The organism is Microcystis sp. M061S2, assembly GCF_020245605.1.
Classification (GTDB): Bacteria; Cyanobacteriota; Cyanobacteriia; order Cyanobacteriales; family Microcystaceae; genus Microcystis.
Map to the genome: position 1 here is coordinate 23,996 of NZ_JADBUP010000148.1, position 15,438 is coordinate 39,433.

Genomic DNA, 15,438 nt, shown 5'->3' on the forward strand with positions numbered 1-15,438 from the left:
CCTATATAATTCTTAGTAGAGGGACAGATAAAAAGCTCTAAAGGGATTGTAACCGATGACGGATGAAAGATTAGAATGGATCGAGAGCATACTACAGGCTACCGTTGTCCTCACGCAACAGAATCGAGAAGATATAGCACAGCTAACCCGTGAGGTTAGGACAATAGCAGCGAGTCTGGAACGAACCAACGAGCGCTTAAATCAATTTATCACTCAAGCTGAGAGCGATCGACAGTTTTTCCGCAACGAAGTCACTGGTATCCGTACAGAAGTTAAGCGAATCGTAGAGCATCTTTTCGGACAATCCCCGGATCAGGAATAAAGATTAGCCAACGGGTATATAGTGTTTCTCACACCTGTGTGGCACAGTTAAACCTTTGCTGATTAAGCTTTTCACCATCGACAATGTACCTCTTGCGAACAGGAAACGCTATATATGGAACCTGCGTAGGAATAACATCCCAGGGAGACAATGGCTCTGTAGAAGGAGTGGACTAACCCTAAATGGGACAATATAGAAGTTACGCATTGACAGAAAGCCTCAAATAGGCATAGCAAGTTTATGCGAACATAGTCTCCGTAATATTCTCCATAATAAATTGGCGAATAACAGGGATAAATAGCTTTCGGGCAAATTCATAGCAGTTGTTAATCAGTTGATTAAGGCAGGCAGTCTGAAGATGACAGAAAGCAGGGAAAGCGCAAAAGAAATGATTACGAATTGCCCACTCATCACTACTACCGAATCACCACCAAGCGCGTGAGAACCGATTTATCGAGAGACGCGACACCTGTCTACGACACGCTGTCTGTTGACTTCCAGAAAAATCTTTCTTACGATAGGTAGAACAAAATCTCTGACAAAATATATGTTTATTTTGACTAATAAGGCTTTAAATGCCTTTTTCGTCTCGATTTCCGCCGTCTTTCTTAGTTCGACCGCGAGCCTCGCCCAATCCCATAGTAGTCATCATCATATTATGGTCGGGATAGACGGACTCCCGACTCTAGCCAGCGGGACTTATAAAGCTCTGGCCAATCCGAACTATGGGAGACTATCGCTTCTGTTCCCGCATCAACATGAACCCGTCAATATCAGTCATTTCCACGCCATCGGTATTTATAGTTACACGGGGGAGGCAACGAACGCGACAGTGGTAGAGACCAGTACCAATAACCGATTGCCCGAAACACGGTTCAACCTATCCCCGATCCCCCTGTTTCCGGGTAGCGGCGTTTTTGCGGGAAAGAATATTAGCCAGAAAACGGACGATCATATGTATTCGGATTTGAAAATACGTCCGGTCGCCCATTTAACCGACGATCTCGCCGATCCTTACGTGAACGCAATTTATAATACGGGAAACGGTCGCTGGAAGGACTTGTTGGGAGACGAGGCGACGATCGCCCTACAATTAATCGATATCACGCCAGGTTTGACGGTAACGGACGCTTCGGGAATAAATTTGTTTAACGCGGTCAACGATACTTATGTTATCGGGCAAGGAGATTGGTTCGCTTTCACTCCCGTGTTTTCAACAGATGGGAACGCGCCGTTAGGAACCTATTCCGCTACCTTTCGCTTCGTGGATACGAATACCGCAAACGGTCGTACCCCGCTATTACCATCGGGAACCTTTAGCCTCGATTTCCAACCGGTTCCCGAATCCTCTACCTTGCCCGGAATCGTTCTCTTGGGTTCGCTCGGTCTTCTCGGCGGAGTAAAAAGGCAAAAAAAGAAAAATAGCCGATAATCCGTCCAAAATGTTAGGACTTTTCTAATCTAACGACCTACCATTGTAGGGAACCTGCGTAGGAATAACATCCCACGGAGACAATGGCTCTGTAGAAGGAGCGGACTAACCCTAAATGGTACAATATTAAAGAGCAGGTCTCTATTATCCAAGTTATCGGCAAAAAACTTGATCAATCCTCATTAATTCTCTGCACAACGCTGATAAATGCGTCTTCTAAAGAAAAGGGAAGCAAACGCAAGGATTGTACCTGTATTCCCGCGGTGCTGACAATCTTTTTTATCTCTGGAATTTCCCTGTCGGGATGATCGAGAGTCAGGTGCAAGCAATCGCCAAAAATCGAGACGCGCCAAGCTTGTAAACGGGTTTTGAAAATTGCTGCCGCTTGTTGCACTCGATCGAGACGTAATTCGATTAATTGCCCCGGTTGTGCTGCTTTAATTTGACTGGGGGAACCTTGCATCACCACTTCTCCAGCTACCATAAAACCGAGACGATTGCATTGTTCCGCTTCTTCGAGATAATGGGTTGTCACTAATACCGCAGTTCCCTGACGAGCCAAATCGTTAATTAAGCGCCAGAATTGTCGTCGCGCTAGGGGATCAACTCCAGAAGTGGGTTCATCGAGAAATAATATCTCCGGTTCGTGCATCACGGAAGCGCCAAAAGCGACGCGTTGTTTCCATCCTCCCGGCAGTCTTCCGGTTAACATTGTTTCCCGTCCGATTAATCCCACCGTTTCCAAAACCCAAGCGATTTTTTGGCGACGGTAGCGCGGGGGAACCCCATAAACCCCGCAGTAAAATTCCAGATTTTCGATCACAGTGAGATCATCATAAAGGGTGAATTTTTGGCTCATATAACCGATTTTTTGCCGTAATACGGGATTACGCAGGTCTTGACTGCGCCCAGCTAAGGAAATATCGCCATCAGAGGCGGAAAGTAGCCCACACAGCATTTTAATCGTGGTGGTTTTTCCCGCACCATTCGCCCCCAATAACCCGTATATTTCTCCGTAGTCAATGGTTAAAGTAACACCTTTGACGGCGCAAAAATTAGCGAAGCTTTTCCGCAAATCCCTAGCATCGATCGCTATTCCCGTGGTGATGGTCTCGGATTTAAACTTTGGTAAGGGGATAAAAGGGGGATCGGAACCCTGTTGTCGCAAACGGGTGACAAAGACGTTTTCTAGGGTTGCCTCGCTAGGGTGGATAGCGCTGAGATTATCGATCGCATTCTGAATAATTCTGGTTGCTTGCTGGGGATTGCCAGTTAACACATCTAGACGATCACCAAATAACTGCACGTCATTAATATTTTGTCCATCAACCAAAAGAAGTATTTTTTCGGCGGTAGCGGCGATATCGGGCGATCGAATTTCCAAGCGTTGTAAACCGAGACGTTGGCGCAATTGGCTGAGAGTTCCGATCTCGTGAATTTCTCCCTCGTACATCAAAGCGATGCGGTGACAACGTTCCGCTTCATCGAGGTAGGGAGTAGCCACCACAATTGTTATACCTTCGCGGGCTAAAGTGGCTAAAATATCCCAAAATTCTCGCCGAGAGACGGGATCAACTCCGGTGGTGGGTTCATCGAGAAGTAGGATTTGGGGACGGGAAATCAGGGCGCAACAGAGGGCGAGTTTTTGTTTCATGCCCCCGGAAAGTTGCCCAGCCAGGCGATCGCCGATGCCCTTCAGGTTCATTAAAGTTAAATATTTATCCCGGCGCGCTTGCAAATCCCTCTCGGTTACTTGGCGCAAATTGGCCACATAACGCAGGTTTTCATCAATGCTGAGGTCAAGATAGAGGGAAAATTGTTGGGTTAAATAGCCGATAGTTTGACGGACGTGACGGGGCTTTTTTCCCTCTAAATCCACATAACCACCCGATGGGTTCATCACCCCCCCCAGAATATGAAAGGTGCTGGTTTTTCCCGCCCCATCTGGACCAATTAAGCCAAAAATTTCCCCCGGATAGACTTGGAAATTTATCCCTCTGACGGCGGCAAAATTGCCGTAGTTTTTCTGGAGGTTGACGACTTCAATTAAGGGGGATAAAGAGGGATCGGCGGCGGAAACCATGGTTATTTCAAGTCAATTTTAGCATCGGCGGGCATCCCGGGTTTAGCGTAGGTTTCCGACTGATCGATCGCTAATCTGACACCAAACACCTGCCGGACGCGATCTTTTTGGAAGTAAATATTTTCGGGAGTAAAGGCCGCTTTTAGATCGATCGCACTAACTTTAGCAGCTAAGGGGCGATCGGGATCGGAGTCGAGAAATACCTGCGCTGGTTTGCCCACATAAATTTTGCCGATGTCCCCTTCTGGTATATAGGCGCGCAGATAGATCGATTGGGGATCGATGACGGTGAGCAGGGTTTTCCCACTGGTAACTACGGCCCCCGGTTGCAAGGGACGATCCTGAACGATGCCATTAATGGGACTTTTCACCTGCATGGAGTCGAGACGTTTTTGTAATTGTTGTTGATTAGCGATCGCCGCTTGTAAATTTGCCCGGGCGATGGCTAATCGGGCCTTAGCTTGTTCTTTTTGTTGTTGGTAAGCGCTTAACTGATTACTGCGAATGACGGAATTAAGGGCGGTGGAACGGGTTTGGGCTAAATTTCCCTGCGCTGCTCGCAGTTGCTGCCAGGCAGTGTTAACGGCGGCTTTTCGTGCCACGAGAGTAGCTTTAGCGGTGTCTAAGTCTGCTTTGGCCGCGTCGGCATCGGTACGGGTGCGATCGAATTGTTGCTGGCTAACTACTCCTTGCCTAAATAGTTGATCGTAACGTTCTCGATCGGCTAAAGCCAGTTTTAATTGGGCTTCTGCCCTGATTATTGCCGCTTCTGCCTGTTTTACCTCCGCTTTTGCCTGTTCTACTGCCGCTTGACCGGCAGCAACGTTGGCGCTCGCTTGGCTAACTCGTCCGGAGGAGTCTTCTTTTGCCTGCACTAAGTTCGCTGCCGCTTCTTGAATGCGACTTTCGGCCACGCTAATATCTAACAATGCTTGTGCTTCCTCTTGTCGGGCGGCGTTAACGGACGCGATCGCTGCTTGCAGTTGTTGATTAACTTCCTCATCGACGATTACTGCGATCACTTGTCCTGCTTTGACTCGATCGCCCTCCCGGACTAAAATTTGATCTACTCGTCCGCCAGTTTTTGCCCCGATATCAGTTTCGTCTGCTTCAATCCTGCCACTGACATTGAGTACCGTAGCTGGGGGGACAGGGGCAAAATGTCGCCAACCGAGATAACCGGCGGCAATCACAACAGCTAGGGGCAACAGCAACCGCGGGTTGAATTGCCGTTTTTCCGGGGCTACCGGCAAGTTAGGAACGAGGTGAGATCGAGCCATTACCTTTACTTCCCAAATTTGGCCAAGGTTGATACTTCGATCATAAACGATAACTAGGGGCGCAATTTTTGAGAACTTATAAGTAGTCGTGGACAATTAATTTCCTAGTTGAGACAGGAGTCAGGAGTCAGTAGCCGGTCGTTTCAGGCTTTGTTGCCCTCTCTTTTTGTACTAGTTTATGTACTACAAGAAGGATAATGCAAGGTTTTTGAGGGTTCCAATCCGATTTTCTGGCACTAAGATCGGATTTTAACAGGTCAAAAGCCTTATTTTAAAAGGGTTTTACCATTATTCAGCAAGCCCTAATTAATTCTCTGCACAACGCTGATCAATGTGTCTTCTCAAGGAAAAGGAAGCAAACCCAAGAATTTTAGCTTTATTCCCGCAGCATAAATAAAAGTTGATAGGGTGAGTTAATCTCACCCTATTTTAAGTTTCTAAAACTTGGCTTTCTGGCGCAGTAATTCGGCTAAAGTCACATCGAATTTTGAGTGTCCCCCGAAAACTGTTCCCGCTTCCCCGTTAAAGAAAGTGACCTTGGCTAAATGATAATGCTCACCGCTCAGGGGAATATAACCGACCTCTTGAACGATATTTTGAGCTTGACTGAGATAATACTCGACAAAACGCTGTAAATCCTTATTAGACTGGGCTTTTTGGGCGTTAACGTAGATAAATAAAGGACGAGCTAAGGGTTGATAGGTGGATTGCAGCACCGTTTCCCGGGAGGGCAAAACAGCCCCTTTACCGCTGTCTATTGCTAAGGCTTTTAAGTTCGCCGCTTGTTTTTCGTAGTAAGCTAGACCAAAATATCCCAGGGCGTTGGCATCTTGACTAACTCCTTGAATTAAGGTGTCATCATCTTCACTGGCAACGTAATCGCTGCGGCTAACATCTTCTTCTCCTACCACCGCTTCCGTAAAATAATCGAAAGTTCCCGAATCTTTGCCCGCACCAAAGAGATTGAGAGGTTTATCCGGCAATCCTGATCGCACTTGACTCCACTTGGTAATTTTACCCTGGGCCGCAGGTTCCCAGATTTTTTTTAATTCCTCTAAAGTGATGCTATCAATCCAATTGTTTTCTTTATTGACTGCGATGGTAAGTGCATCAAAGGCGATCGGCAATTCGATAAATCTAATGTTATTCCGATTACAAGCTTCGATCTCATCGCTGCGAATCGGTCGCGAAGCATTGCTAATATCGGTTTTTCCAGCGCAAAACTGCCGAAATCCGCCAGTAGTACCCGAAAATTTGACGCTTATATCCGCAGACGGCTGTTTTTGTTTTTTGTATTCATCGGCGACAGCTTTGGTGATCGGGTAAACGGTGCTAGACCCATCAATAATAATTGATTTGTTTGATTGGGAGTCAACGGGAGCGCAAGCAACTAAAACACCAGCACTAACAAAAATAAGAGCCTTTTTGAGCAATTTATCGAGATTTATCAGCATTTATCCATCCCCTTGCTTTTCTGGGAGTCAGAAAAATCTATCTCCATCATTTCAAAAAAAATTGATTTAATACGAAACTCACCCCAAAAAGATAACAAACTTAACAGTAGCGAAAAGCAGCGGTGGCCCTGTTTGCCTTGACACACCTAGATAGGGTCTGCTGAAAAAGTTTTTCGTGGGGGCAGGGTGTGGGGTGTGGGGTGTGGGGTGTGGGGTGTAAAGTCTAAAAGCCTTATCCAACAAGATTTTTAGATTTATTCAGCAAGCCCTAGATAAAAAGCTTTGTCCGGGCAATTTCTCCCCAACAGATGCTTTAAATTAAGATTTCATCCTTGAATAGATAGAATTAATTTTGGTCTTTATCGATCTAAATTATTGCCAAAAGCTGTGAATTTTTAAATTAAACTTAACCGAAATTTTACCCAATCTTAACCAAAAAAAATCCCCAATATTTCTAGATTTAAAAGTAATATTTGTGCCTTAAACTATATCTTGAAGAAAGTTCAACTTTCTCCAATTGTGCAGGATTCTTCAACCGGAAAACTTATGATATTCTCAACTGCTACCCTAACTCGTGTGTGTGCTGTCTCCTTCGCCACGGCAGCGGCCTTAGCAGGGACGATGGGAGAAACCCTCGCCCAAACCCTGAACGGTGCAGGAGCCTCCTTTCCCGCGCCCCTATACCAGCGTTATTTTGCCGACTATAAAAACGCCACCGGTGTCACCGTTAACTATAATTCCGTCGGTAGCGGTGCTGGTGTCCGGCAATTTATCGCTGGAACCGTCGATTTTGGGGCTTCCGATGCCGCTCCTTCCTCCTCGGAAAAAGGCCAGATGAAAAACGGTTTACTGCTAGTTCCCACCGCCGGAGGAGCCGTCGCCGTGGTTTATAATCTGCCTGGGGTAAATAACCTACAAATTTCCCGGGCTAACCTCGGTAAAATCTTCAGTGGCGAGATCACTAACTGGAGACAAGTGGATCCGAAACTGCCCAACCAACCCATTAAAGTGGTGGTTAGGGCTGATGGTAGCGGTACTACCGAGATTTTTACCTCTCATCTGAGTGCGATTAGTCCTTCCTTCAAAAGTAAAGTGGGAACCAGCAAAGAACCTAACTGGGGTTTTACCGTTCTCAAAGGACCGAAAAATGATGGTGTGGCAGCCCTGGTTAAACAAACAGAAGGCTCGATCGGTTACGTTCAAGATACCTTTGCCCGCAAAAATGAAGGGGCAACCATGAGAACCGCCAAAGTTCAGAATAAAGCCGGTCAATTTGTCGAACCCAGTCTCGCCCAAGCTAACAAGGCGATGGAAGGAATCAAATTTAACGCCGATTTTACCGCTAATATGGACGATCCGAGCAGTGGTTATCCGATCGTCGGGATTACTTGGTTATTAGTACCGAAAGACTACGCTGATAACAAAAAAGCGGCGGAAATTAAAAGACTGTTGACTTGGATTCTCACCACCGGTCAAGGTATTAACAATCAATTGGAATTTACCCGGATTCCCCAATCGGTGACTCAAAAAGTTTTAGCCGAAGTTAACAAAATTAAATAAATACTTTTGTATTAGTTTGAACTTGATTGTCACCGCTTTCCAGTAAGATGGAAAAAAGTTACCGGTTAACCCCATAACTAATAACTGCAAGTATTTCTTTTCTCTGGGCTGAACATTGTTCAGCCCCTACAGTTGCGTTTTAAACAACTGATAACTGGTAATCGCTCTCTACCTTATGGCCAATTTTTCTGAACCTGTCGAGTACTTGGATGTCTCGGCGGCCAATCTTAACGAAAACCCCGGCACTGCGGGTTTATTCAATCGCATTTTTACAATCCTAGTCTGGATTTGTGCCGCCTCCGGTTTAATTTTTCTGCTCTGGATGGCCTGGATTGTTTTTCAGGATGCGCGGCCGGCGATCAATGAATTCGGTTGGGGATTTCTCTGGGGAACCACTTGGGATGTGAACGTCCTCAAATTTGGTGGTTTACCCTTTATTTTCGGTTCCGTTGTTTCCTCGATTCTGGCTCTTTTATTAGCTATTCCCCTCAGTGTTGCCGTTGCTTTAACCACTAGCGAGAATTATTTACCAGCAAGTATCCGTTATCCCATCGGTTTTCTAGTGGAATTAATCGCCTCGATTCCTAGCGTAATTATCGGGTTATGGGGGATTTTCGTGCTAATTCCCGTGCTTAAACCCCTGCAAGAATGGTTATTTCAAAATTTTGCTTGGTTCCCTTTGTTTAATACCCAACCTTTGGGACCAAGTATGCTGATCGCTGGTGTGATCCTGGCCATCATGATCGTGCCGACTATTTCCGCTATCAGTCGCGATGTGCTGCTTACCGTCCCCCCGGAATTACGCAGCGCCTCCATGGCCCTAGGTGCCACTCGTTGGGAAACCATCTGGCGCGTGTTGTTGCCGGCGGCCAGTTCTGGCATTATCGGGGCGATTATCCTCGGTTTAGGGCGTGCTTTAGGGGAAACTATGGCGGTGGCCATGGTAATCGGTAACTCCTCGATTATTAGTCCCTCCCTCTTGGCCCCCGGTTATACTATTCCTGCTGTACTAGCTAATACCTTCCCAGAAGCTTTTGAAAAAATCCACATCGGAGCCTTGATGTATCTAGCTTTGATTCTATTTGTTATTACCTTGGCCGTCAATAGTGTAGCGGCTTTATTAGTACAATTTATCAACCGCAATCGTTAAATTTATGAATCAAGGAGCTTTTCCCGAAGAAGATTTACAGCAACCCCTGTCACCGTGGCGACATTTTTTTACCAACGGTCTCACGGGTTTAGCGATCGCTCTTAGTGCCGTCGCCATTCTGCCTTTATTCGCTATTCTTTTTCAAATTGTCAAAGAAGGTTTACCCGGATTCAATTGGCAAGTTTTCACCTCTTTACCCGCCCCAGTTGGCTCCGATCCTAGTGTTCCCAACGGTTTCGCCAATGCGATCCTCGGGACTTTAACTATGGTCGGTTTAGCATCCCTCGGCAGCATACCTCTGGGGATTCTCACCGGGGTTTTTCTCTCGGAATTCGCTCGCGGTTCCAAAATTGGCGCTATTCTGCGCTTTGCGATCGTGGTGTTGAGTAGTACTCCTTCCGTTATCGTCGGGGTGTTTTCCTTCGGGGTTTTGGTGTTAACTACCAAACAATTTTCCGCCGTGGCGGGGGCCTTTGCTTTGGGGGTGATCATGTTGCCGATCATCGCTTTAACCACGGAAGAGGCACTTAAACTAATACCCATGTCCTACCGTCTCGGTTCCTCCGCTTTGGGGGGTTCCCGTTTCGATACGGTATTTCGCATTGTCCTGCCAGCAGCGATCGCACCGATTATGACCGGGATATTATTAGCGGTGGCCCGGGCCGCTGGAGAAACCGCCCCCTTAATGTTTACGGCTTTATTTAGTCAATTTTGGCAAGAAAGTCTTTGGTCGCCCACACCGGCTTTAACGGTGTTGATTTATAACTATGCTAGTTCCCCCTTTCCTGAACAAAATTCCTTGGCTTGGACAGCTTCTTTAGTACTAATTATCTTAGTTTTAATTACTAGCCTTCTCTCCCGTTTTGTCACTCGTAAACGCTCAAATTAAGTATTTTTCTGATGATCGATTCCTCTCTCATGAACAGTCCTACTTCTCTAGCTAATTCGGCGATCAAAGTCGAAAATCTTAGCTTTTTCTACGGTAGCAAAAAAGCCCTGGAAGGTGTTTCTTTAGAAATCCCGCAAAGGCAAGTAACCGCCATGATCGGCCCCTCTGGTTGTGGTAAATCTACTCTCTTAAAAGCTCTCAATCGCATCGGGGAATTAGAAGGACAGGTGACAGTTAAAGGCAAAGTTAGGTTTTTTGGTCAAGATATCTACGCTCCCAAAGTTAACCTTCATACCTTACGGCGACAGGTGGGTATGGTGTTTCAGCGCCCTAACCCTTTTCCCGCTAGTATTTACGATAATATTGCCTACGGTATTAGAATTTATCGTTCCGCTAGTCGCAGTGAATTAGATGGGATTGTGGAATCAGCTTTAAAAGGGGCTGCTCTTTGGAATGAAGTTAAAGATCTGTTGAATAAATCCGCTTTAGGATTATCGGGAGGACAACAACAAAGATTGTGTATTGCTCGCGCTTTGGCGGTAAAACCAAAAGTATTATTAATGGATGAACCTTGTTCGGCCTTAGACCCCCTTTCTACCCTCAAAGTCGAGGAATTAATCCATGAATTGAAGCAACAATACACGATCGTGATTGTCACCCATAATATGCAACAGGCCTCTAGGGTATCCGATCGCACGGCCTTTTTTAATGCCGATGAAACCCGCGTCGGTCGTTTGGTGGAATTTGACACCACCCAGAAAATTTTCACCGATGCAGTTAATCAACAAACTCGCGATTATGTAGCCGGTAGATTCGGTTAATTTGTCTTGTCAGGAGATAGGAGACAGTTATCAGTTATCAGTTATCAGTTATCAGTTATCAGTAGTCAGGAGACAGGAGACAGGAGATTATTTTTATTTATTCTCCCCACACCCCACTCCCTGCTCCCCAATTCATAATTCATAATTCATAATTCATAATTCCCCCACACCCCATACCCCACACCCCACACCTCACTCCCTAAACCCTAAGACTGCCCGATTTTGCTAGGATAAGAAATGTAACAAGAATCTTTCTCAACAGTCGGATAATTCATGGGCAACGATACCATCACCTTACTCTCCCCGCGGGAAATTGACAAAATGCGACGAGCCGGACGATTAGCGGCTAAACTGTTAGATCATCTGGCAGATATGGTTAAACCGGGGGTAAGTACCCTAGAAATCAATGATGAAGCAGAACGTTGGACTCGCGCCCATGGAGCCAAAAGTGCGCCCCTAGGATACCACGGCTTTCCTAAGTCCATCTGTACTAGCATTAACGAGGTTATCTGTCACGGCATCCCCAGCGCTGATCAAATCCTCAAAGACGGCGATATTATTAACATCGATGTCACCCCGATTTTAGAAGGTTATCACGGCGATACTTCGCAGACTTTCTTTGTCGGTACTCCCTCCCCCTTGGCTAAAAAGTTAGTGGAAGTTACCAGAGAATGTCTGCAAAGAGGCATAGATGCAGTGCAGCCGGGGGGTAAAATCGGCGATATCGGTGCCGCTATCCAAGAATATGCCGAAGGACAAGGATTTTCGGTGGTTAGAGATTTTGTCGGTCATGGTATCAGTAATATTTTTCACACCGGTCCGCAGGTTCCCCACTACGGCACTCGCGGCAAGGGCAAAAAAATTCGCCCCGGTATGGTATTCACCATTGAACCAATGATTAATGAGGGAACCTGGCAACATATTGTCTTAAAAGACGGTTGGACTGCTATTACTAAAGATGGTAAACTTTCGGCCCAATTTGAACACACCATCGCCGTCACCGAAACTGGTGTCGAAATTCTCACTGTACCCGATTAAATTTAGGGAACAGGGAACAGGGGATAGGGAATGGGGGAATGGGAGAATGGGGGAATAGGGAAGTTTCAACTAATACCCCAAAACCCTAAAACCCCATCTCCCCACCTCCCCACCTCATAATTCATAATTCATAATTCATAATTCATAATTCATAATTCATAATTCCCACTGATAACTGAATATATGCAGTATCGTCGTTTCGGTCGCACTAATCTACAAATGCCAGTGTTTTCCTGTGGGGGGATGCGCTATCAATTTCAGTGGCAGGATGTGCCAATGTCGCAAATTCCCGACGAGAATCAAGGCAATTTAGAGGCAATTATCAATAAATCTCTGGAAGTGGGGATTAATCACATCGAAACCGCTAGGGGTTACGGCACTTCCGAGATGCAATTGGGCAAAATTTTGCCGCAACTACCGAGGGAAAAGATTATCGTGCAGACGAAAGTTTCTCCTAGTCAAGATGTGCGGGAATTTCGCCGTAAATTTGAGCAATCCCTGCAATTTTTACGGTTAGATTATGTGGATTTGTTGGGCATCCATGGCATCAACACCGAGGAAATTCTCGATGACACTATGGCCGAGGGCGGTTGTTGGCAAGAGGCGAAAAAATTACAGCAACAGGGAAAAGTTCGTTTTATCGGTTTCTCCACCCATGCACCAACTGATGTAATTGTCAAGACTATTGCAACAAATTGTTACGATTACCTCAATCTGCACTGGTACTATATTTTTCAGAATAACTGGCCGGCCATAGAAGCGGCAAAACAGCACGATATGGGGGTTTTTATCATTAGTCCCTCCGATAAGGGCGGCCATCTCTACAATCCTCCCCCTAAGCTCGTGGCTCTCTGTTCTCCTCTCAGTCCGATGGTTTTTAATGACCTATTTTGTCTCAGTCATCCGGCCGTCCATACCCTTAGTATCGGTGCTGCGCGAGCCAGAGATTTTGATGAACACCTGAAAACTTTACCCTTACTCGATCGAGCCGAGGAGATTTTACCGGCAATTATCGAGAGATTGCAAGGGGAGATGATCAACTGTTTAGGGGATAATTGGGTAAAAACTTGGTCTGTGGGTTTACCTAGCTGGGAAAATACCCCCAATCAGATTAATATTCCTTCTATCCTCTGGTTACGCAATCTTGTTATCGCCTACGATATGATTGACTTTGCGAGGGCCAGATACAATCTCTTGGGGAATGGGGGTCATTGGTTCCCCGGTCAACAGGCAAAAGAGGTGGAAAAACTCGATTTAACTGCCTGTTTAGCCGCTAGTCCCCACGCTGATAAAATTCCTTATCTTCTCGCCGAAACTCATCGATTATTGTCGGGAGAGACGGTACAACGCTTAAGCAGTAGTTAATTAAAATTCGATGCCGGGTTGCGCTTTCACTCCCTGTTGACGAAAGGGATGTTTAATTAACTTCATTTCCGTGACTAAATCCGCTATCTCGATTAATTCGGGTAAAGCTCCTCTACCAGTGAGAATAACGTGACAATTAGCGGGTTTTTGGGCTAAACCAGCGATAACTTCCTGAATATCCAGATAACCGAATTTAAGGGCGATATTGATCTCATCGAGTAAAATTAATTGATATTGGGGATTTTCGAGAAAAGTTAGGGCTTTTTGCCATGCTTCTTGGGCTTTCTGTATATCTCTTTCTCTATCTTGGGTTTCCCAGGTGAAACCTTCCCCCATAGCATAAAACTCGATTTGTTCCCCCCAAACACTAAAAATCTTTTGTTCGGCAGGTTCCCAAGCACCTTTGATGAATTGTACCACCGCCACTTTGTAACCATGACCGAGGGAACGTAAAACCATACCGAGGGCTGCCGTGGTTTTTCCCTTACCATCGCCGGTATTAACGATAATTAAACCTTTTTCAGCAATTTTTTCGGCTAAACGTTCCTCTTGGATGACCTTGCGGCGCTGCATTTTTTCTTTGTATTGTTCGGGAGTGAGTTGCATTCGGGTCTGTCCAGTCAAATCAAGATAATTGTAACTCAAGGGGTTATCGATCGCTATGTGAAGATTTTGACCGGCTAAATTGTCTGGGGGTTGATGCCTAATTCTCGTAATTTTGCCGCTAATCTTTCCTTAGCTTGTCGTTCTTGTTCTTTTTCTACAAGAGCCTGTTCTTTTCCCTGTCGTTCTTGTTCCTTTTCTAAAAGAATCTGTTCTTTTTCTAAAAGAGCCTGTTCTTTTCCCTGTCGTTCTTGTTCCTTTTCTAAAAGAATCTGTTCTTTTTCTAAAAGAGCCTGTTCTTTTCCCTGTCGTTCCTGTTCTTTTTCTAAAAGAGCCTGTTCCTTTGCTTGTCTTTGCTGTAATTCAGCTTCTTGGGGAGTGGGAACCAATTGACCATCGGCGGTAAAATAACGCAGTTTACGGTCAAATATGCCTAAATATAATCCTAACTGTTCACTCCATAGATAACCCCGGTCATTGGGAGAAATAGCTTGATATTGTCCCTCAAGTATCGTAAATCCTTGGAATTCTAAGGTATTAGGATCGAACCAAAAATAATTAGGAGTGCGAAAAGTATTTTGGTAGAGAATTTTCTTTTTAGTGCGGTCAATATTGGCCGTAGAATCGGAAATAATCTCCACGATCACATTGGGATATTTACCCTGTTCTCCCCAAACCACCCAACTTTTGCGGGGACGTTTTTCTGTATCTAAAACCACAAAAAAATCAGGACCACAGAAATCGCGCTTTTTCAGTTGTTCTTCGTTATAGTAGATAGTCAGATTACCGGAAGCGTAGTAATCGTTTTTCTCTTGCCATAATAATTCTAGACAATTGAGGAGAATTATGATCTGTTGCAGGTGTAAATCACTTTCCAAGGGTGGTTCATCACTCCATAAATCGGTGGGGGGACAGGTAACTTCTGGTAAAATGTCGAGAGTTGTCATAGTTTTTCCCCTGGCTGGGACATTTATTTAATTAGGGTTTACTGAATAAATGTGAAATATAGACTAGATAAGAGTTTTAGGATATTTTTTTGCGAAACAGGTGCAAGGTTTTGAGAGTCCTGTAGGGGCGAAGCATTTGGGCATAACCTATCGCTGAAACCGTAGATTTCCTATCCGAATGCTTCGCCCGTACCCCAAATTTTTCTCTAGCAACGCACCAAATAAATTAATGATAGGTGTGGTGCGTTACGACGGATTGTTAGATTCAAGTTTAAGCAAAGATTGTCGCCGTCTAACGCACCCTACTGGATTGTTTCAGCTAATTTGGTGCAATAGATTCTCCCGATTCCTCCTCCTCAAACACAGGATAAAGATGTTTCAGCTTGACCCTAGCATCGCTGGTCGTAAACGTCCATATTACTGTAGATGCAGTCTGATTACGTTCTTTTTGCCATGTTTCTATCTCCCTTTTCAGTTCTTCCTTGCTAGAAATC

At 45.4% G+C, this 15,438-nt stretch carries 13 protein-coding genes and 2 pseudogenes; 8 read left to right on the forward strand and 7 right to left on the reverse strand.

What is annotated here, in order from left to right; genetic code table 11:
* Positions 1-55: 55 nt before the first annotated feature.
* Positions 56-322 carry a hypothetical protein gene (locus IM475_RS21745; RefSeq protein ID WP_287656862.1) on the forward strand — a complete coding sequence of 89 codons (267 nt, stop codon included), beginning with the start codon at positions 56-58 and terminating at the stop codon, positions 320-322.
* Positions 323-560: 238 nt separating this feature from the next.
* Here IM475_RS21745 and IM475_RS21750 read toward each other — a convergent pair.
* Positions 561-734: pseudogene (locus IM475_RS21750) on the reverse strand (IS701 family transposase); the annotation flags it as partial.
* A gap of 246 nt (positions 735-980) precedes the next feature.
* Between IM475_RS21750 and IM475_RS21755 the strand changes: the two are divergent.
* Positions 981-1,754, forward strand: coding sequence for an all3515 family Zur-repressed PEP-CTERM protein (locus IM475_RS21755; RefSeq protein ID WP_287657013.1), 774 nt, complete (start codon positions 981-983; stop codon positions 1,752-1,754).
* A 172-nt stretch (positions 1,755-1,926) separates the two neighbouring features.
* Here IM475_RS21755 and IM475_RS21760 read toward each other — a convergent pair whose 3' ends face one another.
* From IM475_RS21760 to IM475_RS21770, 3 genes are all read right to left on the reverse strand, one after another.
* Positions 1,927-3,837 (reverse strand): ATP-binding cassette domain-containing protein, encoded by a 1,911-nt coding sequence (locus IM475_RS21760; RefSeq protein ID WP_287729106.1) that lies wholly within the window; start codon positions 3,835-3,837, stop codon positions 1,927-1,929.
* Positions 3,838-3,839: 2 nt separating this feature from the next.
* Positions 3,840-5,117 carry an HlyD family secretion protein gene (locus IM475_RS21765; protein WP_287656865.1) on the reverse strand — a complete coding sequence of 426 codons (1,278 nt, stop codon included), beginning with the start codon at positions 5,115-5,117 and terminating at the stop codon, positions 3,840-3,842.
* A gap of 437 nt (positions 5,118-5,554) precedes the next feature.
* Complete coding sequence (locus tag IM475_RS21770) at positions 5,555-6,571, reverse strand: PstS family phosphate ABC transporter substrate-binding protein (RefSeq protein WP_287729107.1); 1,017 nt, start codon at positions 6,569-6,571, stop codon at positions 5,555-5,557.
* Positions 6,572-7,117: 546 nt separating this feature from the next.
* On the opposite strand from IM475_RS21770, the gene pstS reads away from it, so the two are divergent.
* From pstS to IM475_RS21800, 6 genes are all read left to right on the forward strand, one after another.
* On the forward strand, positions 7,118-8,131 hold the full coding sequence (gene pstS / locus IM475_RS21775; protein WP_287729108.1) for a phosphate ABC transporter substrate-binding protein PstS: 1,014 nt from the start codon (positions 7,118-7,120) through the stop codon (positions 8,129-8,131).
* A 175-nt stretch (positions 8,132-8,306) separates the two neighbouring features.
* Positions 8,307-9,281, forward strand: coding sequence for a phosphate ABC transporter permease subunit PstC (gene pstC / locus IM475_RS21780; protein ID WP_287656870.1), 975 nt, complete (start codon positions 8,307-8,309; stop codon positions 9,279-9,281).
* Between the two features lie 4 nt (positions 9,282-9,285).
* The gene (gene pstA, locus IM475_RS21785; protein ID WP_287656871.1) at positions 9,286-10,170 is read left to right on the forward strand and encodes a phosphate ABC transporter permease PstA; all 885 of its coding nucleotides are present in this window, start codon (positions 9,286-9,288) and stop codon (positions 10,168-10,170) included.
* Positions 10,171-10,181: 11 nt separating this feature from the next.
* The gene (gene pstB, locus IM475_RS21790; protein WP_287729109.1) at positions 10,182-10,991 is read left to right on the forward strand and encodes a phosphate ABC transporter ATP-binding protein PstB; all 810 of its coding nucleotides are present in this window, start codon (positions 10,182-10,184) and stop codon (positions 10,989-10,991) included.
* A 273-nt stretch (positions 10,992-11,264) separates the two neighbouring features.
* A complete protein-coding gene (gene map, locus IM475_RS21795; RefSeq protein WP_287729110.1) occupies positions 11,265-12,029 on the forward strand; it encodes a type I methionyl aminopeptidase in 765 nt (254 codons plus the stop codon).
* Positions 12,030-12,212: 183 nt separating this feature from the next.
* Positions 12,213-13,394, forward strand: coding sequence for an aldo/keto reductase (locus IM475_RS21800; protein WP_287729111.1), 1,182 nt, complete (start codon positions 12,213-12,215; stop codon positions 13,392-13,394).
* Here IM475_RS21800 and cobO read toward each other — a convergent pair whose 3' ends face one another.
* From cobO to IM475_RS21815, 3 genes and pseudogenes are all read right to left on the reverse strand, one after another.
* The gene (gene cobO, locus IM475_RS21805) at positions 13,395-14,000 is read right to left on the reverse strand and encodes a cob(I)yrinic acid a,c-diamide adenosyltransferase (protein WP_287729112.1); all 606 of its coding nucleotides are present in this window, start codon (positions 13,998-14,000) and stop codon (positions 13,395-13,397) included. It lies immediately after the preceding gene.
* 74 nt (positions 14,001-14,074) lie between these two features.
* Entirely contained in the window at positions 14,075-14,944 is an 870-nt protein-coding gene (locus tag IM475_RS21810; protein ID WP_287729113.1) for a Uma2 family endonuclease, read from the reverse strand.
* Between the two features lie 319 nt (positions 14,945-15,263).
* Positions 15,264-15,438: pseudogene (locus IM475_RS21815) on the reverse strand (IS630-like element ISMae25 family transposase); the annotation flags it as partial.